Source organism: Candidatus Nanopelagicales bacterium, assembly GCA_041393815.1.
Classification (GTDB): Bacteria; Actinomycetota; Actinomycetes; order S36-B12; family JAWKJK01; genus JAWKJK01.
This window is the reverse complement of sequence record JAWKJK010000001.1, coordinates 988,262-1,011,669: the sequence shown is the minus strand read 5'-3', so window position 1 is coordinate 1,011,669 and position 23,408 is coordinate 988,262. Positions and strand designations below refer to the sequence as shown.

Sequence of the window (23,408 nt, the reverse complement as noted above, 5' to 3'; positions counted from 1 at the left end):
GGATCGCCTACCGTCCCGCGTATGACCTTCTCGATCGTGGCCCGCAGTGACGACGGCACCGAGCTCGGCGTGGCCGTCGCCTCGAAGTTCCTCGCCGTCGGGGCAGTGGTCCCCGCCGCCGAACCGGGCGCGGGCGCGATCGCGACCCAGGCGCTGGCGAACCTGCGCTACCGCCCGGACGGACTGGCCCTGCTGCGATCCGGGCACGACGCCGAGCGCACGCTGGACCGGCTGGTGTCCGCCGACCCCGGCGCGGCCGACCGCCAGGCGGGAGTGGTGGACGCCAGCGGCCGCAGCGCCACCTACACCGGGCCCGCCTGCTTCCCGTGGGCCGGGGGCGTCGCAGGCGACGGGTTCGCCGCCCAGGGCAACATCCTCACCGGCCCCGAGGTCGTGGACGCGGTGGCCGGGGCGTGGCGGTCCTCCGACCCCGGGGCCCCGCTGGCGCGCAGGCTGCACGCGGCGCTGCTGGCCGGGGACCGGGCCGGCGGCGACCGGCGCGGGCGGCAGAGCGCGGCGGTGCTGGTGGTGCGGCCCGGCGGGGGCTACGGCGGCGGCAGCGACGTCGTGGTGGACCTCCGGGTCGACGACCACGCGGACCCGGTGGCCGAGCTGGGTCGGCTGCTGGACCTGCACGACCTGCTGTTCGGCCAGACGCCCGAGGAGGACTGCCTGCCGCTGGAGGGCGAGACCGCCGCGGAGCTGCGGGACCTGCTGGTCCGGCTCGGCTACGACGACCCGGACCTGGGCCGTGCGCTGGAGGCCTGCGCCGGGGTGGAGAACCTCGAGGAGCGGATGCGTCCGGGCCTGCTCGACCCGGTGGTGCTGGCGCACCTGCGCACCCTGGCCGGGGTCAGCCGGCCGTGACGACGGCCTCCGCGCGCTGGGCCTTGAGCAGCTCCTTGGCCTTGGTCGCGTAGATGTCGACGTACTGCTGGCCGGACAGCGTCATCAACTCGTACATGATCTCGTCGGTCGTCGACCGCAGCACGAACCGGTCGCCCTCGAGCCCCTCGTAGCGGCGGAAGTCCAGCGGCCGGCCGAAGCGGATCCCGACCCGCCGGATCCGCGGGAGCACCTGGCCGGGAGGCTGGATCTCGTAGGTCCCGATCATGGCTACCGGCAGGACCGGGACCTGGGCCTCCAGCGCCATCCGCGCCACCCCGGTGCGACCGCGGTAGAGGGTGCCGTCCGGGGAGCGGGTGCCCTCGGGGTAGATCCCGAGCAGCTCACCCTCCCCCAGGATCCGCAGTCCGGTCCGCAGCGCCGCCTCGGAGGCCCGGCCACCCGACCGGTCCACCGGCACCTGGCCCACGCCGGAGAAGAACATCTTGGTCAGCCAGCCCTTGATCCCGCGGCCGGTGAAGTAGTCGCTCTTGGCCAGGAACGTGACGTGCGGCTTGACCACCAGGGGCAGGAAGAACGAGTCGGAGAAGGACACGTGGTTGCTGGCGAGGATGGCGGTGCCGGTGTCGGGCAGGTTGTCCACGTCCTCGACCCAGGGGCGGAACAGGATCCGCAGCCAGGGACCAATGAGCACGTGCTTCAGGAACAGGTAGAACACGCCCGCCCCTCCGTGCGTCGACGCCGGTCCAGGACCGCCACCCTAGGGGCCCCGGCGGGGCACCGCCAAGGACCGCGCCGGCGACCGCGTGTGCGACCATCGACGCAGCCCAAGTCCCGGTCGACGCCACCCGCGTCCCGCCCCCGAGGAGTACCCGTGCCCCTGATGCCCGGTGCCGAGCCCTGGTCCCACGACGGCGGGCCGGTCGGCGTGCTGCTCATCCACGGCTTCGGCGGATCCCCCGCCTCGATGAAGCCCTGGGGCCGGTCCCTGGCCGATGCCGGGCTCACGGTCCGCGTGCCGCGGTTGCCCGGTCACGGGACGAAGTGGCAGGACTGCAACCTGACGACCTGGGACGACTGGTACGCCGAGTGCGAGCGCAACCTCGCCGAGCTGCGGGGTCGCTGCGAGTCGGTCTTCGTCATGGGCCTGTCCATGGGCGGCACGCTCACGCTGCGGCTCGCCGAGGAGCACGGCGACGACATCGCCGGCGTCGTCGTGGTCAACCCGGCCGTGCACACCGAACGCCCGGACCGCTTCCTGATGCCGATCCTGCGCCGGGTGGTCCCGTCCTGGCCCGGCATTCGCAACGACATCAAGAAGCCCGGCCAGGACGAGGTCGCCTACCCCAAGATGGCGGTGAAGGCGCTGGCCACCCTGATGGACGCCTGGGGCGTGGTGAAGCCCGATCTGGCCCGGATCGAGCAGCCGTTCCTGCTGTTCACCAGCCGCGAGGACCACATCGTGGAGACCTCCAACTCCGAGTACGTGTTCGCACACGTGGGCAGCGCGGACAAGGAGCAGGTCTGGCTGGAGGACTCGTTCCACGTCGCCACGCTGGACAACGACGCCCCCCTGATCGAGGAGCGCAGCCTGGCCTTCGTGAAGCGGCTCGCCCCGCAGGTCGCCGAGCGCTGAGACCACAGTGGCGCGTCGGGACAACGGTCTGCCGGCGTCGTCGTACGTCCGGCTCGCCGACGTCGACGAGCCGCTGACCGAGCACGTCCTGGACGCCCTGCGCGAGGCGGGCATCGCCGCGTACGGCGAGCCGCTGGCCGGCGACCCCGGCCCCTACCGCGACGTGCGCCCGCCGGACCGGCCCACGGCGCGGATCTTCGTGGACCGCACCGCGGTCGACCGTGCCCGCGACGTCGTCGGGGGCACGCTGCCGGGCATCCGGGCCGACTTCCTGGCCGACGCCGCGCTGCGCGCGGACCGGCGCGACATCCAGGACCGGGAGGTCGACGAGGCCTGGGCCGGCATCGTCGCCGGCTTCGACACCACCACCGCCGACCCGGTGCCCCGGTGGCCGGCGCAGGAGGACGTGGACGACTCCGGCGAGCAGCCGGAGGAGGACCCCGCGACCGACCGGCCCGGCTCCGGCCTGTCCGCCCGGCTGGTCCGGCGCGCGGTGCCGCTGGACCTGTCCGCGCTGGAGGACCGGGATCACGAGCCGGAGCCGGAGGAGCCTGCGGAGGACCCGTCCGACCACTACGTGCCCCCGCACCCCCCGCCGCTGCCCCGCCCGGCCGACACCGTTGCCCGGTTCGCCTGGGCCGGGGTCCTCGGCGGGCCGCTGCTGCTGCTGCTCAGCACCGTGCTGGGCCTGGAGGCGTGGGTGAACGGGCTCGCGGTCGCGGCGTTCATCGCCGGGTTCGTCACCCTGATCGCCCGGATGAAGGACCACCACGACGACGGCTGGGACGACGGCGCGGTGGTCTGAGCGGCGCGGGCTCCGGCGGGGGACGCAGGCCCTAGGCTGACGCCGCCCACACCGGCGGAAGGAGCCGCGGATGGCCACCGAGAAGGTCGAGCTGACCGGTCACGTCCTCGACAGCGGACAGCTGGCGCACGTGCTCGACGAGATCCTCGGCACCGGGGCCGACTACGTCATCGAGCGCTTCGACGTGGGCAAGCGGCCGGAGGACTCGTCGTACCTGCGGCTGGAGGTCCGGGCCGAGACCGAGGAGGAGCTGGCCCACCTCATCGGCCGCCTCAACGCCTTCGGTGCCAACCTGCTGGAGCCGGGCGAGGCGACCCTGGTCGCCGCGGACATGGATGGGGTGTTCCCCGAGGAGTTCTACTCCACCACCAACCTGGAGACCCAGGTGCGGGTGGACGGCCGCTGGGTCCAGGTCGAGCAGCCCGAGATGGACTGCGGCATCGTCGTCGCCGACGGTCGCGCCCGCACCGTCCCGATGAGCGACATCAGCACCGGCGACCTGGTCGTCTGCGGCGCCGCAGGCGTGCGGGTCATCATGCCTCCGCGCGAGCAGGCCGCCGACGAGTCGACGTTCGAGTTCATGAACTCGGTGGTGTCCTCCGAGAAGCCGCAGGCGCTGCAGGTCCGGCAGCTCGCGGACGAGCTGCGTGCGGTCAAGGCCGCGGGTCAGCGGGTGCTGTGGGTCGGCGGCCCGGCCATCGTGCATACCGGTGCGGCCCCGGCGTTCACCGCACTGGTGCGGGCCGGCTACGTCGATGTGCTCTTCGCGGGCAACGCGCTGGCCACGCACGACATCGAGTCCTCGATGTACGGCACATCGCTCGGCGTGGACCTGTCCAAGGGCTCCGGGGTGGAGCACGGGCACGAGCACCACATCCGCGCCATCAACCGGATCCGCCGGTGCGGCACGATCGCGGGCGCGGTCGAGCAGGGCGTCCTGACCTCGGGGATCATGCACGCGATGGTGGAGGCCGGCAGGGAGTTCGTCCTGGTCGGCTCGGTCCGTGACGACGGCCCGCTGCCGGACGTCTACACCGACGTGGTCGCCGGCCAGCGCGCGATGCGCGCCCAGCTGCACGACGTCGGCTACGCGATCATGGTGGCGTCGATGCTGCACGCGATCGCGACCGGCAACATCCTGCCCGCGTCGATTCCGCTGCTGTGCGTGGACATCAACCCCGCGACGGTGACCAAGCTGTCCGACCGCGGGTCGGCCCAGGCGGTCGGTGTCGTGACCGACATCGGCCTGTTCCTGGAGCAGCTGGCGGTGGAGCTGGCACCGGAGCACCTCGGGCGGTAGCCCCGGCGTCAGTCCCGGTGCCGGGCCAGGTCCGCCGCGCCGGCCAGGCCGGCGCGGTTGCCGAGTTCGGCGACCCGGATCGGCGGCGGCTGGCGGTAGTCCGCACCGATGATCTTGTCGCCGAGGGTCTGCCGGGCGCTGACGAGCAGCAGGTCCCCCGCCTCCGAGACCCCCCCGCCCACCACGAACGCCCGCGGGTCGAGCGAGGCGGCGAGGTCCGCCAGGCCGCGGCCCAGCCAGACGCCGACGATCCGGAACGCCTCGAGCGCCACGGGATCCCCGGCCCGCGCGGCCTCGGTCACGTGCAGGCCCTGGACGCCCTCGGGCGTCCCGTCCCCGAGGCCGAGCAGGATGCCGGCCTCCGGGCGCCGGTCCGCCGCGAGCATCCGCGCCTCCCGGACCAGCGCGTTGCCGCTGGCGTACTGCTCCCAGCAGCCGTTGCGGCCGCAGCCGCACGGGCGCCCGTCCGGGACCGCGTTCATGTGGCCGATCTCGGCGGCGACGCCGATCGCCCCCCGGCGCAGCCGCCCGTCGAGCACCAGGCCGCCGCCGATGCCGGTCCCCACCGTCACCGCGACCATGTCGTCCAGGTCGCGGCCGGCACCGAACCGGAACTCCCCCCACGCGGCGACGTTGCCGTCGTTCTCGATCACGGCGGGCAGGCCGGTGCGGGACTCGATGTCGGCCCGCAGCGGCTCCTGGGCCCAGCCCAGGTTGGTGGCGAAGATGACCCGGGACCGGTCGGCGTCGACCAGTCCGGCGACGCCGACGCCGATCGCCTCGACCTCGTGGTCGGCGCGCAGCTCCTCCACCACGTCGACGATCGTCTGGACGACCGCGGCCGCGTCGTTGCGCGGCGTGGGTCGCCGGGTCGTGGCCAGGATGACGCCGTCCTCGTCCACGACCCCGCCGAGGATCTTGGTGCCGCCGACGTCGACGCCGAGCGTGAGCCCCATCGGGCCTCCCTGTCGCGTGCGCGAATGCGTTCCCTGCAGCCTAGGACTCGGGGTCGCCCGCCGGCTCGCCGCGCTCGTCGTCCTCGTCCCGTGGGCCGTCCTCGTCGAGCGGTACGTGCTCCACGTGGGTCCGCGGCCGGGTGGGCCGGCGCGCACGGTGCGGCCCGGTCCGCCGTGGTCCGGCCTCGCCCCCGGTCGGTCCCTCCCCCTCCGCGGCCGCCGCGGGATCGGCACCGGCGGCCCCCTCCGCGTCGGTGTCCGTGGCACGAGGCGTGAGGCTGTCCAGCAGTGCGGTGAGGCCCGCGGCGAACCGGTCGACGTCGTCGGGGTCGACGGCGCGCAGCGCCGCGATGGCCCGGCAGACCGGGCAGGCCAGGCACTCCTGGCTGCCGGTCGCGATCGGCAGGGACTCCCCCGGCAGAGAGATCCGGCCCTGCACCGTGGACAGGAAGCGGCCCGCCTCGGTCATCACCGTGCCGAGCAGCGCGGCGGCCGCCTGCGCCGGGTCGGGCGCCGCGCCGGCGCCGCTGCCGCTGCCCTCGCTGCCGTCGCCGTCCGACGGGTCGTCGGCGGGCTGGTGCCACCACGGCTGGCCGGTCACGTGCTCCTCCTGGCCTCGGGGTCGGGGACGAAGCGGACGGTGAGGACACCATCCTCCACCGACGCCCCGCGCAGGTGGCAACGCCGCAGCGCACTGGGCAGGGCCAGCGCCCGCCGGTGCGGCCCCACTGACACCAGCAGCTCGTCGCCGCGCCGCGCCAGGTCGACCTCGCCGCGCGCCACCAGCGGAAGCGCCAGGCGCAGCAGGTAGCGGTCCCCGTCGCGCCGGACGTCCAGCGGGGGCGGCAGCCGTGGCGGTGCGACGGGGTCGACGTCGCCGTAGGCCTCGGCCGCCAGCGCCAGCAGGTCCGCCCGGCCCACCGGCTCCCCGGCCCGGTAGGGCACCCGCAGCACGGGAACCGGGTCCAGGTCGGCCTCGACCTCCGCCAGCCGGACCCTCTGAGAGGCGACCCAGGCGCGCAGCCAGGGGTCGTCACCCTCGGGGACCAGCCGGTTCACCAGCGCCGCGTCGACGCGGTAGCCGTACAGCGACAGCAGGGTCAGCGCGCGGCGCGACTCGGCGACGACCACGGACTCCGGCGTGAGGACCAACCGGACGCTCGCGTGCTCGTCGGTGAGCACCTCCCGCACGTCGGTGAGCTCCGCGTGCAGGGTCTCCAGCGCGTCCAGCACCGGGTCGCCGGGCATCGGGACGCCGGTGGCCTTGGACAGCACCGGGCGCAGGGCCCGGATCACCCGGCGCTCGGTCGGCCAGATCCGGTCCATGTACCAGGTCAGCGCGTCGGGCAGGGCCAGCAGCCGCAGCGTCTCGGCGGTCGGGGCGCAGTCGACGACGACGACGTCGTAGTGGCCGGAGCGGACCCGGTCGCGCACCTCCATCAGCGCCAGGACCTCCTCGGCGCCGGGCAGCACGGTCAGCTCCTCGGCCTCCAGCGGGTCCACCCCGGCCGCGTCCATGACCGTCAGCAGGTAGTCCTGGATGCCGCCCCAGGCCGAGTCCAGCCGCCGCCTGGTGTCCACGTGCTCGACGAACAGGCCGTCCGAGACCTGTACGGGCACACCGGGTTCGGGCTCCAGCCCGAGGGCGTCACCGAGGCTGTGCGCCGCGTCGGTGGACAGCACCAGCGCGCGCAGCCCGCGCTCGGCGGCGAGCGCCGCGGTCCCGGCCGCCAGGGTCGTCTTGCCGACCCCGCCCTTGCCGGTGAACAGGACGACGCGCACCGTCAGGAGCCGTCCTCCACGCGCTTCTTCAGGCCCTTCAGCGCGGTGTCGACGATGACCCGCTCCGCCTTGCGCTTGATCATCCCGATCATCGGGATCTTCACGTCCACCGCGAGCCGGTAGCGCACCGTGGTCGTCCCGTCCCCGTTGTCCTCCAACAGGTACGTGCCGTCCATGGCCTTGAGCATGTCGCCACGGGTCAGCCACCAGGAGACCTCGCGATCGCCGTCCCAGTCGTACTCCAGCTCGTAGGTGTCCTTGATCGGCCCGGACTCCAGGTGGAAGCGCGCCTCCGCCGGCCGGCCGTCCTCCTCGAACTCGGACAGGACCACGACCTGGCTGATCCCCTCGCTCCACTCGGGGTAGACCTCGAGGTCGGCGATGACGTCCATGATCGGCCCCGGTGCGGAGTCGATCACGATGTGGGACTCGGTCTGGTCGGCCATGGGTCCGGAGGGTACCCCCGGGCCTCACCAGGCCAGCACGTACGGGCGGCGGCGGGCGCGGAAGTGACCGACGTTGACGCACTCGGTCCGGCCGATCCGGGTGCGCGCGACCAGCGGCTGGTGCACGTGCCCGTGCACGAGGAGCCGGGGCGCCGTGGTGCGCACCAGGTCCAGCAGTGCCCGACTGCCCCGCTCGAATCGCCGCGCCGCCACGTCGTAGCAGAGCTCCGGGACGGCCGGCGGGATGTGAGAGAAGACCACGTCGCAGCCGCGGATTCGGTCCACCTTGGCGGCGAACTCCTCCTCGGACACCTCGAACGGGGTGCGCATCGGGCTGGTGAGCCCGCCACCGACGAAACCCGCGGAGACGCCGTCGATCTCCACGACCTCGCCGTCGAGCACGGTGTGGCCGGGGCGCAGGTGACGCGGCCACAGCGCCGGGATGTCGACGTTGCCGTACGTCAGGTAGGCGGGTGAGGGCAGCGCCGCGAACAGGGCCTCGTACTGCGCGTCGACGCGGTCGCGGATGACCTCCCACCGGTCCCCCGGCACCTCCCGCCACAGCTCGGCGGAGTAGGCCCGGGCCTCCTCGAAGCGGTCCGCGGTGCGCAGGGCGATGAAGTGCGCGGCCCGCTCCGCGCCGAACAGGTCGGCGAGGATCCCCTGCGACGGGTCCTCGTAGTCCACGAACAGGATCAGGTCCCCGAGGCAGACCAGGACGTCCGCGCCGTCGCCCGCGCGGGCCAGCGCATCCGCGGCACCGTGGACGTCGCTCACGACGTGCACCCGGGTCATCGCTCGGCGCCCCGCCTCAGAACAGCGCGCCGAGGACGACCAGGAGCAGGAACAGCAGGGCGGCCAGGCCGACGGTGCCCAGGATCATGACCAGCACGCGGGTGCCCCGGGACGAGAAGTGCCGCACGAAGGCCGGCGTGGTCGCGGACTCCTGGGCGGCCAGCTCGGCCAGCAGCGAGTCCACCCCGGGGTCCGCCCCCGACGCGGCCGCGGTTCCGGCCGTCTCGGCCCGGGCCTCGTCCGCCGCCGCCTCGGGGACCCGGGCCGGCTCGGTGTCCGGCGAGAGTTGCTGCTCGGGTTCCGGCTGCGGCGCGCTGCGCAGGTCGGCGAAGCACAGCGAGCACCAGGTCGCCCCCGCGGGCAGGCTCGCCCCGCAGTTGGGGCAGCGCTCGTGCTCGGCCACGGCCCGATTGTCACCCACCGCGGGTCGCGGTCACGCGTCCGGAGGGCGCGGCACGCCGGCCGGCCGACCCTCCTCGAGCTCGTCCTTGAGGGCCCACACGGTGCGCTTCCAGGCCAGCGCGTGCCGGCGTCGTAGCCGGTCTTGCTGGCGGCGTCCCCGGGGGCTGTCCGGCAGCATGCGGGCCGAGGTGCGGCTGCCCGGCTCGGTCGGGTCGGCGCGCAGGTAGTAGTGCAGGATCACCCCGTCGGAGTACGGCTCCAGCCAGATCTCGCTGGACCCGACCAGGTCCCCGGTCACCGACCAACGGATCCCCTGCAGCCCGCGGTCCATGAACACCGTCAACTCCAGGCCCGGCCACCAGGCCCGCCAGCGCACCGGGTCGGCCACCACCGCGGCCACCCGGGCGGGCGCCACCACGAGGTAGGTCTCGTCGACGAGGTCCACTCCGGGCACCTGTGCAGGATGCCACGCAGCCCCTGCGGGTGGGGCTCCCCCCGGGGCGGGAAACGGAATACCCGAAGTAGGGTTCCGGTCGCCGGGACGACGGGGATCCCGTAGCGTCTCCCGGAACACCACTCGGGAACCGTCCAGGGAGGACCACGGTGAAGGAGTTCCACGAGCCCGCCATCGTCGCGCCGGTGACGTCGGGCAACCTCAGCGACCACATCGTCGAGAACGCGCAGCAGGTTCCCGACAAGGTCGTGTTCTCCGTACGCCGCGGCGACGCGTGGGCCGGCGTGACCGCGCAGCAGTTCCTCGACGAGGTCAAGGCGGTCGCCAAGGGCATCGTCGCGTCCGGGGTCGAGGCCGGGTCGCGGATGGCGATCATGTCGCGGACCCGCTACGAGTGGACGGTCATCGACTACGCCTGCTGGTACGCCGGCTGCGTCCCCGTCCCGATCTACGAGACCTCCTCCGCCGAGCAGGTGGAGTGGATCTGCAGCGACTCCGGCGCGGTCGGCATCTTCGTCGAGACCGGCAAGCACAAGGCGGTCTTCGAGGAGGTCGCGGCCTCCGTCCCGGACACCTCCCGCGTGTGGGTCATCGACGACGGCGCCCTCGACAAGCTGAAGGCCGACGGCGTCAGCGTGTCCGACGAGGACCTCGAGGCGCGCCGCGCCAGCCTGGGGCCGGACAGCACGGCCACGATCATCTACACCTCGGGCACCACGGGCCGGCCCAAGGGCTGCGACCTCACCCACTCCAACTTTATGTTCGAGGTCGACAACATCGTCCAGGGCATGCCCCAGGTGTTCCTGGCGCCCGGGTCCTCCACCCTGCTCTTCCTCCCGCTCGCGCACGTCTTCGGCCGCGCCATCCAGCTCGGCGCCGTGCGGGCCCGCGTCCGCCTCGGCCACTCCGCCGACATCAAGAACCTGCTGCCGGACCTGCAGTCGTTCCAGCCCACCTTCCTGCTGGCCGTGCCGCGAGTGTTCGAGAAGGTGTTCAACGGCGCCCAGCAGAAGGCCACCGCCGAGGGCAAGGGCAACATCTTCAACACCGCGGCGCAGACGGCCATCGACTACAGCAAGGCACTGGACACCGGCGGCCCCGGCTTCATCCTCAAGATCAAGCATGGCGTGTTCAACAAGCTGGTCTACGGCAAGCTGCGCGCCGCGATGGGCGGCAACGTCGCCTGGGCGGTCTCCGGTGGCGCGCCGCTGGGCGAGCGCCTCGGCCACTTCTTCCGCGGCATGGGCGTGACGATCCTGGAGGGCTACGGCCTGACCGAGACCAGCGCCGCCACCACCGTCAACCGACCGGACAAGGTCAAGATCGGCACCGTCGGCAAGCCGTTCCCGGGCGCGTCGGTCATGGTGGCCGACGACGGGGAGCTGCTGCTCAAGGGGCCGCACATCTTCCGCGGCTACTGGAACAACCCGACGGCCACCGCCGAGATCCTCGAGGCCGACGGCTGGTTCCACTCCGGCGACATCGGGGAGATGGACACCGACGGCTACGTGAAGATCACCGGCCGCAAGAAGGAGCTCCTGGTCACCGCCGGCGGCAAGAACGTCGCCCCCGCGGTGCTGGAGGACCGGCTGCGCGCCAACTGGCTGGTCAGCCAGTGCATGGTCGTCGGCGACGCCCAGCCCTTCATCGCCTGCCTGGTCACGATCGACCCGGACTCCTTCCCGCAGTGGAAGAAGCAGAAGGGCAAGCCGGAGTCGGCCACCGTCGCGGACCTCGTCAACGACCCGGACCTCGTCGCCGACATCCAGGAGGCGGTGGACCAGGCCAACAAGGCGGTGTCCAACGCCGAGGCGATCAAGAAGTTCCGGATCCTGGCCGAGGACTGGACGGAGGAGGGCGGCCAGCTCACCCCGTCGATGAAGTTGAAGCGGGCCGTGGTCATGAAGGAGTACGCGGCCGACGTGGACGCCCTCTACAACGGCTGACGCCGCCGCCCGGCCGGTGGCAGTCGTCGACGTCCGCGGCCTGGTCGTCTCGTTCGGACGTGTCGTCGCGGTCGACCGCCTCGACCTGCGGGTTCCCGCGGGTCGGGCGGTCGCCCTCGTCGGCCGCAACGGTGCCGGCAAGTCCACCAGCCTGCGGGTCCTGGGCGGCGTGCTGCCGCCCACGTCCGGCGAGGTGCGCGTGGCGGGGGTGGACGCCGTACGGCACCCGGAGGACGCGCGCGAGGTCGTGGGCTACTGCCCCGACGTGGGCGGGCTGATCCCGCGGGCCACGCCCTGGGAGCACCTGGCGCTGGCGGCGCGGCTGCGCGGGATGCCCCCCGGGTGGGAGGAGCGGGCCGAGGGCCTGCTGGACCGCTTCGACCTGCTCGGCGCCGCCGACCGGGTGACCGCCGGCTTCTCCCACGGCATGGGCCGGCGGCTGTCGGTGCTGCTGGCCGCCTTCCACGAGCCGGCGGTGCTGCTGCTGGACGAGCCGTTCGACGGCGTCGACCCGCTCGGGGTGGAGGCCACGCTGGAGGAGATCCGCGCGGCCCGGCTGCGCGGGGCCGCCGTGCTGGTGTCCACCCACCTGCTCCCGCTGGCGGTCGAGGCCTGCCAGGAGGCGGTCGTGCTGCGGCGCGGAGCGGTCGCGGCGGCCGCGCCGGCGGAGGAACTGCGCGGCGAGGAGGGCGCGGCGCGCTACCGGGCCCTGCTGGGGTGAGGGTGACGGCATGAGGACGGCCGCGTGACCACCGTCGCGGGCACCCGCGGGTCCCCGGCCCGCGGGCGGGTCCGGGCCCTGGTCCGCGCGCGCTGGCGGATGATCCGGCCCGCCGGGGCCCGGCCACTGCTGGCGGTCCCGGTCCTGCTGCTGCTGGCCGCCCCCCTGGTGGCCATCTGGGTCGGGTCCGGTCTGCCCCGGAACTACGTGGCCGAGGCCGCCCTGCTGCTCCCGGCGGCGATCACCGGCCTGCTGGTCACCTCCGTGCTGTCGCCGATGCTGGTCGGCGGCGGGTTCGAGCTGATCCCCGACTCGCAGCTGACGGCGTACCCGCTGCGGCCGCGGACCCGGGTCGACTCCTCGCTGCTGCTGGCCCCCCTCAACCTGGCCTGGTCGCTGCAGACCTGCGCGCTGGCGGCGGCGACGGCGTACGTCGCCGAGGGACCGCTGGCCCCCTGGGTGCCGGGGCTGCTGGTCATCCTGCTGGCGGCGACGCTGTCCGTGCTCGGCCACGCGGCCGCGTGGCTGCTGCTGGGGTGGGCGCGGACGCCGTGGCGGCGCGCGGCCGCGGCCGCCGTGGTGGCGGCGGTAGTCACCGTCGCGGTGCTGCGGCTGCGCGAGCTGGCGCTGGTGGACGTGGCGGCGGCCCTGGGGGCGGACCGGCTGGCGGCCGTCCTGGGCACCGCCGCGGAGCGGGCCGAGGTTGCTGCGGCGATCGCGGCCGGGCTGGTGGTCGTGGCCGTGGTCGCCCACGAGGTCGCGGTCGCGGCGTGCGGGTGGTCGCTGCGCCGTCAGGTGGTCCGGCTGGCCCGCGACGACGACCGGCCGGTGCGGCGCCGCTCCCCCGGGCGCAGCCCGCTCGCGGACCTCGTGGCCGTCGACCGCGCCGGGGTGTGGCGCTCGGTGCCCCTGCGGCGGGGCGCGCTGGTCATCGGCATCACCCCCGGCGTACTGGCGCTGCTGGCGCCGCTGGACGGGGCCGTGCTCACGCTGCTGCCGCCGCTGGTGGCCACCGGTGCCGCCCTGCTGTTCCCGATCAACGCGTTCTGCCTCGACGGCAGCGGCGCGCTGTGGCGGGCGTCCCTGCCCGGGCAGGCCGGGCTGGCGCTGTCCGCGAAGGCCCGGGTCTCGACCGAGGTCGTCCTCGGCGCCGTGCTGGTCACCGTCGCCTGCGGCCTGGTCCGGATGCGCGACCCGCTCACGGTCGCCGGGGCGCTGGCCATCGCCGGGTCGGCGGTGGGCTGCGTCGCGCTCGTCGTCACCCGCGCGCTGCGGTGGTCGGTGACCCGGCCGTACCGCGCGGACCTGCGCGGGCCCCGGGACACCCCCGCACCACCGGGGACCCTGGCCTGGTACTCCGCCCGGCTGGCCGTCATCGCCGCGGTGACCGGCACGGCGTACGGGGTCTGCCTGCAGGCGGACTCGGTCCCCGGGGTCCTGGTCGTGTCCCTCCTCGTGGCGGCCGCCAGCGCCTGGTCCTGGGCCGGGACCCGACGCCGCTGGCGGGACCCGCGGGTACGGGCCCGGGTGGCTTCCACGGTGGCCACCGGCTGACCCGCGGGCGCCCCGCCCGGCAGCCCGCCGCGCGCCGGGTGGAGTCGCGGGTGCGCGTATGCCACGGTCGGATCGTGACGGTGTCCCTGCACACGGCCCCCGGCCCGGCGGGCGGGCCGCCCCCGGTCGTCGTGGCCATCCGGGCCGGCGTCGTCACCCTGTGCGTCGGCATCGCCGCGCTCACCGGCAACCTCGGCGAGACGTGGCCGCAGCTGGTCGCGCTGGCCGGCATCGCCGGAGTGGCCAGCCTCCCCAGCCGCAGCCTGCTGGTCCGGACGCTCCTGCTGCTGGCGGAGGCCGGCGGCGTCGCGGCCGTCCTCGTCCTCGTCCCGGGGTCGAACGAGCCGGTGCTGCCGTACCTCATCGTCCCGCCGCTGGTCGCCGGACTGCAGGTCGGTCTGCTCGCCGCCCTGGCCGCGGCCGTCGTCTCGGCCAGCGTGCTGGTGGTGGGGTCGTTCCTGGTCGAGGGGTCGGCCGAGCCGCCGGACGTCGCGGACCTCGCGCTGTGGCTGCTCCTCGGGCTGGCGATGGGCCTGGTCGGCATCGCGGTCCGCTCGGTGCAGGAGCGCGCGGGCCGCAGCCGGGCGACGTACGAGGCCGCCAACCGGCTGCTGTCCGAGCTGCGTGAGATCGCCCGGCAGCTGCCCACCGGCCTGGACGAGGTGAGCCTGGCCCAGTCGACGCTGAGTCGCATCCGGCAGGTGCTGCACTTCGACCGGGCCGCCCTGATCGGCCTGGGCCAGAACGAGTCGCTGGTCCCGCTGGCCTTCTCCGGCGCGGACCGGCTGGACTGGGACCCGCGGCTGGGGCGGACGATCTGGGGCCAGGCGTGGTCCTCCGGTGTCGCCGTCCAGCGGCTCGGGTCCTTCAGCCGGCCGGTGCGCGGGGTGTCCGCGGTAATCCCGCTGCGCGTCGGCGAGCGGCGCACCGGACTCATCGGCCTGGAGCGCGAGGGCCCGGCCTGGACGATCCAGGAGCTGGCCCAGGCCCAGGCCGTCGCCGACGACGCGGCGCTGCGGATCGACACCGGGCGGATGTTCAGCGAGGTCCGGGCCCTGGCCACCGTGGAGGAGCGCCGACGGGTGGCTCGGGAGATCCACGACGGCGTGGCCCAGGAGGTGGCGTCCCTCGGCTACGTCGTCGACGACCTCAGCGCCCGGGCGAAGGACGACCCGGAGCTGCGCGAGGACCTGGCGACCCTGCGCGGGGAGCTCACCCGGATCGTCACCGAGCTGCGACTGTCGATCTTCGACCTGCGCAGCGACGTGCAGCCGTCGACCGGCCTCGGCGCGGCGCTGTCGTCGTACCTGCGGTCGATGGGCACCGGCTCCGGCATCACCGTCCACCTGGTGCTGGAGGAGTCGGCCACCCGGCTGGGGGTCGAGGCCGAGACCGAGCTGCTGCGGATCGCCCAGGAGGCCATCACCAACGCCCGCAAGCACGCCGAGGCCCGCAACCTGTGGGTCACCTGCCGGGTCGACCCGCCGCGGGCCTTCCTGCGCATCGCCGACGACGGGCGGGGCATGGGGTCGGCCCGGCCGGACAGCTACGGCCTGGAGATCATGCGGGAACGGGCCCTCCGGCTCGGCGCCACGCTGACCATCCGGCCCCGGGTCGGCGGCGGCACGGTCGTGGAGACCACGCTGGGTCCGGAGATGGGGACCCGGCAGCCGCAGGGCGCGGTGACGTCAGCCTGACCGGCTCGCTCGGCTAGGGTCGTCCCCGGACGGCCGCGCGGGCAGCCCGCCCGGTCGTCGGGGGGGCGGAAAGGGGACGAGCGCCATGCCCATCTCGGTGCTGCTGGTCGACGACCACGAGCTCATCCGGCAGGGCCTGCGCCGCGCGTTCGAGCGCGACGGCGAGTTCGAGGTCGTCGGGGAGGCCGGCACCGTCGCCGACGCGCTCCGGCTGCTCAAGCTGCTGACCCCGGACGTGGTGATCTTCGACGTGCGGCTGCCCGACGGCAGCGGGATCGATGCCGCCCGGCAGGCCCGCCAGGACGCCCCCGAGCTCGGCATCGTGGTCCTCACCATGTACGCCGGCGACGACCAGCTCTTCGCGGCGCTGGATGCCGGCGCCAGCGCCTTCGTGCCCAAGAACGCCCCCAGCGAGGACGTGGTGGCCGCCGCCCGGCACGCCGCCTCCTCCCCGCGCGCGTTCACGGCCAACGACCTCGCCGAGGCGATGAAGCGGCGGATGACGCCCAGCGGCCCGCAGCTGTCCGGCCGGGAGAAGGAGGTGCTGCAGCTGCTCGCCGACGGCCTCGGCGTGGCGCAGATCTCGCGGCAGCTGTACATCTCCGAGTCGACCACGAAGACCCACATCTCCAAGCTGTACGAGAAGCTGGGCGCGGCCAACCGGGCGCAGGCGCTGATGACGGCGCTGCGGCTCGGCCTGCTCCCCCAGCCCGGCGACCCCACGCCCTGAGCGCGGTGTCCTGGGGCCGCTGGGCCCGCCGGCCCGGGGCGCTGCTGGTCGCCTGGGGCCTGAGCCGGGTCCTCCTCGTCCTCATCGCGACCGACTCGGTCCCGTACCCCGACGCAGACCTGCTCATCAACGACGTCCGGCTGTACGCGGAGTGGTCGGAACTCCTGGCGTCCGGCCAGTTCCCGGTGGGCGACGAGACCTGGCAGTACCCGCCGCTGGCCGGAGTGGTCTTCGTGCTGGCCCGCTACGCCGCGACCGACCCGGTGACGGGGTTCCTCGTGCTCGCCGCGCTCGCGGACCTCGCGGTGCTGCTGCTCCTGCTCGCCCGGGGCCGCCGGGTGGATCGGCCGCAGGCCGCGTGGGCGTGGGTGCTGGGCGGGGTGCTCGTGGGTCCGGTGACCCTGGGGCGGTTCGACGTGTTCCCCACCCTGGCGGCGGTCGTCGCCCTGCTGTGGATCGGGCGGCCGGTGCGTGCGGGCGCCGCGGTGGGCGTCGGGGTGCTGCTCAAGGTGTGGCCGGGGCTGCTGCTGCTCGCGGCCCCGCGCCGGGTGCTGGGACCGGCGGCCGCCGTGGCCGCCGTGACCGTGGCCGCCGGCTGGGCCGTGCTGGCGCTGTGGGCCGACGGGACCGGGGCCTTCCTGGCCGAGCAGGGCGACCGCGGGCTGCAGGTGGAGTCGGTGGGCGCGCTGCCGTACCTGGTGGCCGGCGCCTTCGGACCGGTCGTCATCGCGCAGGAGTTCCGGTACGGCGCGCAGGAGATCGCGATGGCCGGCGCCGAGGCGGTCGGGCTCACGCTGACGCTGCTCGGGCTGCTGATGTACGCAGTCGTCCTGGTGCAGCGGCTGCGCGGACGGCTGGAGCGGGTCCCGCCCGCCGACGTGGCGCTGGCGGTGGTGCTCGTCTCGATCGTGACCAGCCGGGTGATCTCCCCGCAGTACGGCGTGTGGGTCGCCGGCATCGCGGCCGTGTGCCTGCTGGACCCGGCCACCCGGATGCGGCGGGCGTTGTGGCTGCTGGCCGGGTCCGCGCTGCTGGGGCAGGTGATCTACCCCTTCGCGTACGGGTCGATGCAGGACGGGACGCCCCCCGCGGTGGCGGTGCAGGTGGTCCGGCTCGGTCTGCTGCTCGCGGGGACGGTGCTGGCGGTCACGGCGGTGCTGCGCCCGGAGCGGTCCGACGACCCGGTTCCCGCGCTGGTCAGCCCACCCGACCGATCCCGCTGAACCGCTCGCCGTACCAGGGGTCGAAGATCCCCGAGATGTAGACGCCGGTGCGCGGGTTGGCGGCGTGCACCATGCGGCCGCCGCCGATGTACATCCCGACGTGGTGGGCGCCGCGGCCGAAGTAGAAGACCAGGTCGCCAGGCTGCGCCTGGCTGACGCTCACCCGGCGGGTGACGGAGTACTGCGCGCGGCTGTAGTGCGGCAGCGAGACCCCGGCCGCCCGCCAGGCGGCCATGGTCAGCCCGGAGCAGTCGAAGGCGCTCGGCCCGGCGGCCCCCGCCACGTAGCTGTCGCCCACCTGGGCCAGGGCGTAGGCGACCGCCTCGGCGGCGCGCACCGACCCTCCGCCGCCGCCGGACGGCGGCTCCTCCTCGGTCGGCGTGGGGGTCGGCTTGGGCGTGGGTTTGGGGGTGGGCTTCTCCGACGGGGGCGCGGTGGTCGGCTTCGTGGGCCGGGGCGCCGGGGGCTCGGACTGCGGCTGCTGCTGGTCCTGGGACTGCTGCGGCCGCTCATCCTGCGACTGCTGCGGCGAGGGGCGGTCGGCCGGATCCGCGGGCGAGGGCCGGCTCGGCCGGGCCGGGTCCGGGGCCGCCGGGCCGGGGGCGTCCGGACCGGGAGCTGCCGGGCCGGGAGCTGCCGGGCCCGGGGCATCGTCGCGGGAGGCGGCGGTGTCACGCGCCTGCGCCGCCGCGGCGGCCGCCGCGGCCGCCGCCTCCTGGGCCGCGCGCAGGGCCTCCTCGCGCCGCTTGCGGGCCTCCTCCTCCAGCCGGAGGCGCTCCTCCTCCTGCAGCGTGGCCAGCAGGTCCTGGGCCTGCTGCAGCCGCTGCTGGGCCTGCTCCTGGGCGCCGGCCATCTCGTCGCGGGCGCGCTGGGCGGCCTGCTCCTGCTCCTGCACGGCGGCCTGGGCCTGCAGCAGCCGCAGCCGCGCGGTCTGCGTGCGGCGCAGGACGGCGCTCTGGGTCCGGGCCACCTGGTCCGCGGCGGCGGCCTGGGCGAGGAACTCCTCCGGGCTGTCCGCGAGGAGCACTCGCAGGGTGGTGTCGAGACCGGCGCCCACGTACGTCGCGCGGGCGAACTGGCCCATCGCACGCTGGGTGTCGCCCAGGGCCTTCTGCTGGGAGGAGACCCGGCCGCGCAGACCCACCAGGCGCTGCTCCACCTCGGCGAGCTGCAGCGCGGCCCCGTTGGCCTGCTCGGTGGCGGAGTCGGCCTCGGCCTCCAGCGCCAGCACCTGGGCCTCGACCTCGGCCAGCCGCGGGTCCGGCTCGGCGGCGGCCGTGGTCGGGACGACGAGCCCGGCGGCGAGCATGAGACCCGCGGCCGCTCCCACTAGCAGGGGGCGACCGCGGCCACGGGACGACGGCTGCGGGACCAGGGTCGTCTCCCTCCGGGCGGCGTCCGTCCCCGGGACGGCGGGGATCTGGGATCGGGATCGGGGATCGGGGATCGGGGATCGGCCGTCACGCTAACAGCGACCCGTCGCACCGTCAGCCCCTCGTCACCACCCCATTCGCCACGTCCGTCCCATTGACCTCACTGGTCCCGGACAGACCACGCCGAACCGGACGGTCCCGTGTCTTTCGGGCTCGCTGTCGCACGGGCTCGCTGTCGCACGGGCTCGCTGTCCCAGGGCTCGGCGTCGCACGGGCTCGGCGTCGCACGGGCTCGGCGTCGCACGGGCTCGGCGTCGGACAAGGGCGTCGGACGGGACCCGTCGCCGCGCCGGTGCCGGCCCGGGTGGCACCACGGCCGAGGTCGGTCAGCCGCGGCGGGCCCGCCCCGCGGGGTGCCGCGGGGAGATCGGTGGTCGGCGCGGGCCACGCCCGGTCGACCCGTCGCGGTCGGTGGAGGGGGCGTCACCCGGCACGAGCCGCAGCGGCGGCACCAGGCCGCCGTCCGCCAGCGCGGCCAGGGCGGCCCGCTCGACCTCGTCCAGCACGACGGGGCCCTCCCCCGACGCGTCGGGCCGTGTCGTCACCGTCGTCGGCAGCACGGTCGTCTCCCCCGGCAGCACGGCCGTCTCCCCCGGCAGCACGGTCGTCTCCCCCGGCAGCGCCGGGTCGGCCGGGTCCCCCGGCAGCGCCTCCACCGCCGTCCAGGGCACCGGAACCGCCTCGACCAGGTCCGGGCCCTCCCCGTCGGCTCCGATCGCCCCGATCGCCTCCGACGGCGGGCCCAGCAGCACGCTGACGACGCAGTCGGCGCAGGTGGCTGGAGAGCGCACCGCGCAGGTCGCGCAGTCGATGACCAGGTCGGTCGGCCCCTCGGCCGGCCGACCGCCCCCGCGCATGGGCTTCCGGCTCCAGCCCCCGGCGACCGAGCCGTGCGCACCTGCGGCCATGACGACCTCCTCGCCCGACGCGTGCGCGCCGGTCCGTTCGCTCGACCCCCCACGGGTCACCGGCCCCCACGGGCCGGCGTCGGGAACGCTAGGAGGGGGGTCCGACACACCGGAGGCGCGTCGGGTGCGGCCGTGCCGTCTCCGCCAGGCCGCCGCGACGTCGTCAGGCCGTCCCGCGCTCGAGCAGCCGGGCCAGCGCCGTCGCCGGAACGGCGTGCGACCCCAGGCGGCGGGCACCGTCCACCACCTCGCGATCGCTGGACGCGACCACGACCGGGCGGCCCTCGGGCTCCGCCCGGACCAGCCGCAGCACGAGGGCGTCGGCCGTCTCGCCCGGGTCGCTGAACAACACCCGGACGCCGCGCGCCCGCGGCCCGCTCACCCCGCCCACGGCGGCACCGTCGAAGACGCAGGTCACCTCGGCCCGGGTCCGCGCGGCCAGTCCGGCCAGCCCGGCCACCAGACGGCCGCGCTGGTCCGCCAGTGGCAGGTCCCCGTACGCCGCCTTGGTCACGTTGTAACCGTCGACGACGAGGTGGACCCGGGGCAGCGCGAGCAGCTCGTGCAGCAGCGCCGGGTCGTCCGCGGGCAGGCCACGGGCCGGGCGGGGGCCGCCGGCCGCCCGCTCCTCGCCCGCCACCTCCGCGGCGACGGCGTCCGCCGGGGTCTGCCCCACGGGCGGGAGGGCCAGCTCGCGCTCCAGGCCCCGGGCCGCGCCCAGCACGGCATCCAGCAGCAGCCGGGCCCGTACGTCCAGGGCCGAGCGGGCATCCCGATCCGACCGGCGGGCGTCCTCCAGGTCCGCCTGCGCCTGCTCCAGTCGCCCGGTGGCGCGGCGCAGCTCGGCCTCCAGCCGGCGCCGCTCCTCGACCCGCGACGCCTCGACCGACGACCGCAGCCGGTCGGCCTCCTCCGCCGCCGACCGGGCGCGGGCCAGGTCGGCCGACAGCTGGCGGACCTCGCGCCGCAGCCGGGTCACGTCCGCGCGAGCCGCCGCGACCGCCTCGTCCGCCTCGGACCGGACCCGCGCGAGCTCCGTACGCACCGACGTGAGCTCGGCGCGCAGGCGGACCACCTCGTCCTGCGCGGAGTCCCGCGCGCGGGACCGTTCCGCCGCGGCCAGCGCCTCGGCGGCTGCCGCCAGGACGGCCTGCCAGTCCGGCCCGCGCAGCAGGTACGCGGCCGCGGCCAGCTCCGCCGGGTCCGCGGCAGAGGGTGCCCGGCCCTGGTCGAGCGCCGCCGCCAGGTCGGGCTGCCCCTCCCGCAGGCGAGCGGCCACCCGCCGACGGAAGCCGTCGTCGGACTCGAGCGCGGCCGCGATAGGTGTGGCCGCCCGCCGGGCGCGGCGTTCGGGCCGGAAGCGCACGAACGCCCGCAGGGACGCCGGCACCTCCGGTGGGCTCAGCTCCCCCAGCGTGTCGGCCGCGAGCGCCACCACCCGGTCACGGGCCGGGGCGGGCAGCACGCCGGGGAGGACGTCGGCGCCGTCCTCGACGACAGGACCGTGCTCGACGTCAGGACCCTCCTCAGGGGGTGCCACCCAGACCGACCTCCTCGGTCGGACCGCCCGCCTCGGGCCGAGGTACCAGCACCACCGAGTCCCCGGTCGAGCACCACCGGCAGCGCACGTCCTCGACGACCTCGTCGAGGACCTCCTCCTGCTCCACCTCGGCCTCGCCGGACAGCGCTACGTGCCAGAACTCCCGGGTCCGGCGTACCCGGACCACGTCGAACCGGGTCAGGTTGCCGCAGTGGGAGCAGCGCCAGCGGGTCGTCGCATCGGGCAGGGGGACGGGCACGTCGGCTCCTTCGCCGGGCCGGTGGGGACCGACACAACGTACCCGCGGGCGCCCCGCGCGTCGCGACCCGGGACCGTCGGACCCCGGTCGTACGGTCGCCGACATGACCTCCGCACGGCCGGGGCCGCAGCAGGCCAGCCTGGACGAGCTGGGCACCCCGCTGACCGAGGTCACGTTCGTCGTCGTCGACCTGGAGACGACCGGCGGCTCCCCGGCCGACGCGGGCATCACCGAGGTCGGAGCGGTGAAGGTGCGCGCCGGCGAGGTCCTCGGCGAGATGCAGACCCTCGTCGACCCCGGCTCCCCGGTGCCCCCGTTCGTCGCGGCACTCACGGGCATCACCGACGCCATGCTCGTCGGCGCACCACGGGTCCCGGCCGTGCTGCCGGCGTTCCTGGAGTTCGCCCGGGGCAGCGTCCTGGTGGCGCACAACGCGCCCTACGACATCGGCTTCCTCAAGGGCGCCTGCGCGCGGACCGGCACGGCCTGGCCCGGCTTCGCCGTGGTGGACACCGCTCGCCTCGCGCGGCAGGTGCTGCATCGCGACGAGGTGCCCAACTGCAAGCTGGCGACGCTAGCCGCGCACGTGCACGCCTCGACCCGGCCGACGCACCGGGCGCTGGACGACGCCCGCGCCACGGTGGACGTGCTGCACGCCCTGCTCGAGCGCGTCGGGGACCTCGGCGTGCACTCGCTGGACGAGCTGCTGACCTACTCCTCGCGCGTCAGCGCGGCCCAGCGCCGCAAACGCACGCTGGCCGAAGGGCTGCCCGAGGCGCCCGGTGTCTATGTCTTCGAGGACGACCGCGGCCGCGCGCTGTACGTCGGGACGTCACGCAACCTCCGCAGCCGGGTACGGACCTACTTCACCGCCACCGAGCAGCGGACCCGGATGGCCGAGATGGTCGGGCTCGCCGCGCGGGTCGTGCCGATCGTGTGCGCGACCCCGCTGGAGGCGGAGGTCCGCGAGCTGCGGCTCATCGCCGAGCGGCGCCCCCGCTACAACCGCAGGTCCCGCCACCCGGAGCGGGACGTGTGGCTGAAGCTCACGCTGGAGCCGTTCCCCCGGCTGTCCGTGGTGCGGGAGGTCCGGGACGATGCCGCCGCGGGAGCGGCGTACGTGGGACCGTTCCGTGGCCGACGTCGCGCGGAGCAGGCTGCGGAGGCGCTGCTGGAGGCGGCCCCGCTGCGCACCTGCACGACCCGGCTGTCGCCGCGGCGTCCCTCGTCGGCATGCGCCCTGGCCGAGATGGGCCGGTGCTCCAGCCCGTGCGACGGCGGGATCGACGTGGCCGGCTACGCCGCCGTGGCGACGGCGGCCCGCACCGCCATGACTCAGGACGCGCGACCGGTCGCCGGCGCCGTGCAGGCCCGGATGGCGATGCTGGCCATGCAGGAGCGCTTCGAGGACGCCGCGGTGTGGCGGGAGCGGCTCGAGGCGTTCGCCCGGGCCGCCGACCGGGCCCAGCGGATGGCGATGCTGGCCGCCCGGGCGGAGCTGGTCGCCGCACGGCCCACCGAGGCCGGTGGCTGGGAGGTGCACGTGCTGCGGCACGGACGGCTCGCCGGGTCCGCCCTGGTCGACCCCGGCGTCGACCCGCGACCGCACGTCGAGGCCGTCGTGGCCGCGGCGGAGGTGGTGGTGCCCGGCATCCCACCCGCGCCGGCGGGCCTGACCGAGGAGGCCACCCTGCTGCTGCGCTGGCTGGAGTCCCCCGGGGTCCGTCTCGTGCGCTGCGAGGACGGGCTGGCGCTGCCGGTCCACGGCGCGGGGCGGTTGGTCGCGCGGCTGCGCGACGCCCGCGACACCCGACCGGCGGCGTACGGCGAGGACGCGGGCGGCCGGCGGACGGTGGCGCGCCCGGTGCTGGGTGGCGGCGGCGACCTCGGCCCGGCCGCCGGAACCGCCGGCGGACGGGGGCGACGCCGCGGGGGTGTCACCCGGATCGCACTGGGCCCCTGACGCGCGCGGGGC

At 75.4% G+C, this 23,408-nt stretch carries 23 protein-coding genes; 11 read left to right on the top strand and 12 right to left on the bottom strand.

Going from position 1 to position 23,408, the window contains the following annotated elements:
- The first annotated feature begins 21 nt into the window (after nt 1–21).
- Nucleotides 22–867, top strand: a complete 846-nt coding sequence (locus R2737_04620) for a DUF1028 domain-containing protein (protein ID MEZ5115534.1) — start codon at nt 22–24, stop codon at nt 865–867.
- Here R2737_04620 and R2737_04615 read toward each other — a convergent pair.
- Entirely contained in the window at nt 854–1,564 is a 711-nt protein-coding gene (locus tag R2737_04615; protein ID MEZ5115533.1) for a lysophospholipid acyltransferase family protein, read from the bottom strand. The two genes, R2737_04620 and R2737_04615, sit on opposite strands and share 14 nt — an antisense overlap.
- A 165-nt stretch (nt 1,565–1,729) precedes the next feature.
- On the opposite strand from R2737_04615, the gene R2737_04610 reads away from it, so the two are divergent.
- From R2737_04610 to R2737_04600, 3 genes are all read left to right on the top strand, one after another.
- Entirely contained in the window at nt 1,730–2,482 is a 753-nt protein-coding gene (locus R2737_04610; protein MEZ5115532.1) for an alpha/beta fold hydrolase, read from the top strand.
- Between the two features lie 7 nt (nt 2,483–2,489).
- A complete protein-coding gene (locus R2737_04605; protein MEZ5115531.1) occupies nt 2,490–3,287 on the top strand; it encodes a hypothetical protein in 798 nt (265 codons plus the stop codon).
- A gap of 70 nt (nt 3,288–3,357) precedes the next feature.
- A complete protein-coding gene (locus tag R2737_04600; protein ID MEZ5115530.1) occupies nt 3,358–4,587 on the top strand; it encodes a TIGR00300 family protein in 1,230 nt (409 codons plus the stop codon).
- Between the two features lie 8 nt (nt 4,588–4,595).
- Here the strand turns inward: R2737_04600 and R2737_04595 are convergent, their stop codons facing one another.
- From R2737_04595 to R2737_04565, 7 genes are read right to left on the bottom strand one after another with little or no spacing between them, the layout of a single operon-like run.
- A complete protein-coding gene (locus R2737_04595) occupies nt 4,596–5,543 on the bottom strand; it encodes an ROK family glucokinase (GenBank protein MEZ5115529.1) in 948 nt (315 codons plus the stop codon).
- A 40-nt stretch (nt 5,544–5,583) separates the two neighbouring features.
- Nucleotides 5,584–6,144 (bottom strand): hypothetical protein, encoded by a 561-nt coding sequence (locus R2737_04590; GenBank protein MEZ5115528.1) that lies wholly within the window; start codon nt 6,142–6,144, stop codon nt 5,584–5,586.
- Nucleotides 6,141–7,325, bottom strand: a complete 1,185-nt coding sequence (locus R2737_04585; GenBank protein ID MEZ5115527.1) for an ArsA family ATPase — start codon at nt 7,323–7,325, stop codon at nt 6,141–6,143. The genes R2737_04590 and R2737_04585 overlap by 4 nt, the downstream gene beginning before the upstream one ends.
- Before the next feature lie 2 nt (nt 7,326–7,327).
- Nucleotides 7,328–7,771, bottom strand: coding sequence for an SRPBCC family protein (locus R2737_04580; protein MEZ5115526.1), 444 nt, complete (start codon nt 7,769–7,771; stop codon nt 7,328–7,330).
- A gap of 24 nt (nt 7,772–7,795) precedes the next feature.
- Entirely contained in the window at nt 7,796–8,548 is a 753-nt protein-coding gene (locus R2737_04575; GenBank protein ID MEZ5115525.1) for a metallophosphoesterase, read from the bottom strand.
- A 34-nt stretch (nt 8,549–8,582) separates the two neighbouring features.
- Nucleotides 8,583–8,969 carry a hypothetical protein gene (locus R2737_04570; protein MEZ5115524.1) on the bottom strand — a complete coding sequence of 129 codons (387 nt, stop codon included), beginning with the start codon at nt 8,967–8,969 and terminating at the stop codon, nt 8,583–8,585.
- Between the two features lie 30 nt (nt 8,970–8,999).
- On the bottom strand, nt 9,000–9,422 hold the full coding sequence (locus tag R2737_04565; protein ID MEZ5115523.1) for a polyketide cyclase / dehydrase and lipid transport: 423 nt from the start codon (nt 9,420–9,422) through the stop codon (nt 9,000–9,002).
- Between the two features lie 149 nt (nt 9,423–9,571).
- On the opposite strand from R2737_04565, the gene R2737_04560 reads away from it, so the two are divergent.
- The 6 genes from R2737_04560 to R2737_04535 all read left to right on the top strand — a co-directional run bounded on the left by R2737_04560 (nt 9,572) and on the right by R2737_04535 (nt 17,293).
- Nucleotides 9,572–11,368 (top strand): long-chain fatty acid--CoA ligase, encoded by a 1,797-nt coding sequence (locus tag R2737_04560; protein ID MEZ5115522.1) that lies wholly within the window; start codon nt 9,572–9,574, stop codon nt 11,366–11,368.
- A 16-nt stretch (nt 11,369–11,384) separates the two neighbouring features.
- The gene (locus R2737_04555) at nt 11,385–12,089 is read left to right on the top strand and encodes an ABC transporter ATP-binding protein (protein ID MEZ5115521.1); all 705 of its coding nucleotides are present in this window, start codon (nt 11,385–11,387) and stop codon (nt 12,087–12,089) included.
- 24 nt (nt 12,090–12,113) lie between these two features.
- Nucleotides 12,114–13,643 carry a hypothetical protein gene (locus R2737_04550; protein ID MEZ5115520.1) on the top strand — a complete coding sequence of 510 codons (1,530 nt, stop codon included), beginning with the start codon at nt 12,114–12,116 and terminating at the stop codon, nt 13,641–13,643.
- Nucleotides 13,644–13,717: 74 nt separating this feature from the next.
- Entirely contained in the window at nt 13,718–15,340 is a 1,623-nt protein-coding gene (locus R2737_04545) for a sensor histidine kinase (protein MEZ5115519.1), read from the top strand.
- An 85-nt stretch (nt 15,341–15,425) separates the two neighbouring features.
- Nucleotides 15,426–16,070 carry a response regulator transcription factor gene (locus R2737_04540; protein MEZ5115518.1) on the top strand — a complete coding sequence of 215 codons (645 nt, stop codon included), beginning with the start codon at nt 15,426–15,428 and terminating at the stop codon, nt 16,068–16,070.
- 5 nt (nt 16,071–16,075) lie between these two features.
- Nucleotides 16,076–17,293: a glycosyltransferase 87 family protein gene (locus tag R2737_04535; protein ID MEZ5115517.1), complete on the top strand. Its 1,218-nt coding sequence runs from the start codon at nt 16,076–16,078 to the stop codon at nt 17,291–17,293.
- Here R2737_04535 and R2737_04530 read toward each other — a convergent pair.
- The 4 genes from R2737_04530 to R2737_04515 all read right to left on the bottom strand — a co-directional run bounded on the left by R2737_04530 (nt 17,268) and on the right by R2737_04515 (nt 21,433).
- On the bottom strand, nt 17,268–18,623 hold the full coding sequence (locus R2737_04530) for a C40 family peptidase (GenBank protein ID MEZ5115516.1): 1,356 nt from the start codon (nt 18,621–18,623) through the stop codon (nt 17,268–17,270). The genes R2737_04535 and R2737_04530 overlap by 26 nt on opposite strands.
- A gap of 429 nt (nt 18,624–19,052) precedes the next feature.
- A complete protein-coding gene (locus R2737_04525) occupies nt 19,053–19,634 on the bottom strand; it encodes a hypothetical protein (GenBank protein MEZ5115515.1) in 582 nt (193 codons plus the stop codon).
- Nucleotides 19,635–19,797: 163 nt separating this feature from the next.
- Nucleotides 19,798–21,174 (bottom strand): NYN domain-containing protein, encoded by a 1,377-nt coding sequence (locus R2737_04520; protein ID MEZ5115514.1) that lies wholly within the window; start codon nt 21,172–21,174, stop codon nt 19,798–19,800.
- Nucleotides 21,161–21,433: a hypothetical protein gene (locus tag R2737_04515; protein MEZ5115513.1), complete on the bottom strand. Its 273-nt coding sequence runs from the start codon at nt 21,431–21,433 to the stop codon at nt 21,161–21,163. Before R2737_04515 ends, R2737_04520 begins: the two co-directional genes overlap by 14 nt.
- Nucleotides 21,434–21,536: 103 nt before the next feature.
- Between R2737_04515 and R2737_04510 the strand changes: the two genes are divergently transcribed.
- Nucleotides 21,537–23,396: a DEDD exonuclease domain-containing protein gene (locus R2737_04510; GenBank protein ID MEZ5115512.1), complete on the top strand. Its 1,860-nt coding sequence runs from the start codon at nt 21,537–21,539 to the stop codon at nt 23,394–23,396.
- The last annotated feature ends 12 nt before the right edge of the window (nt 23,397–23,408 follow it).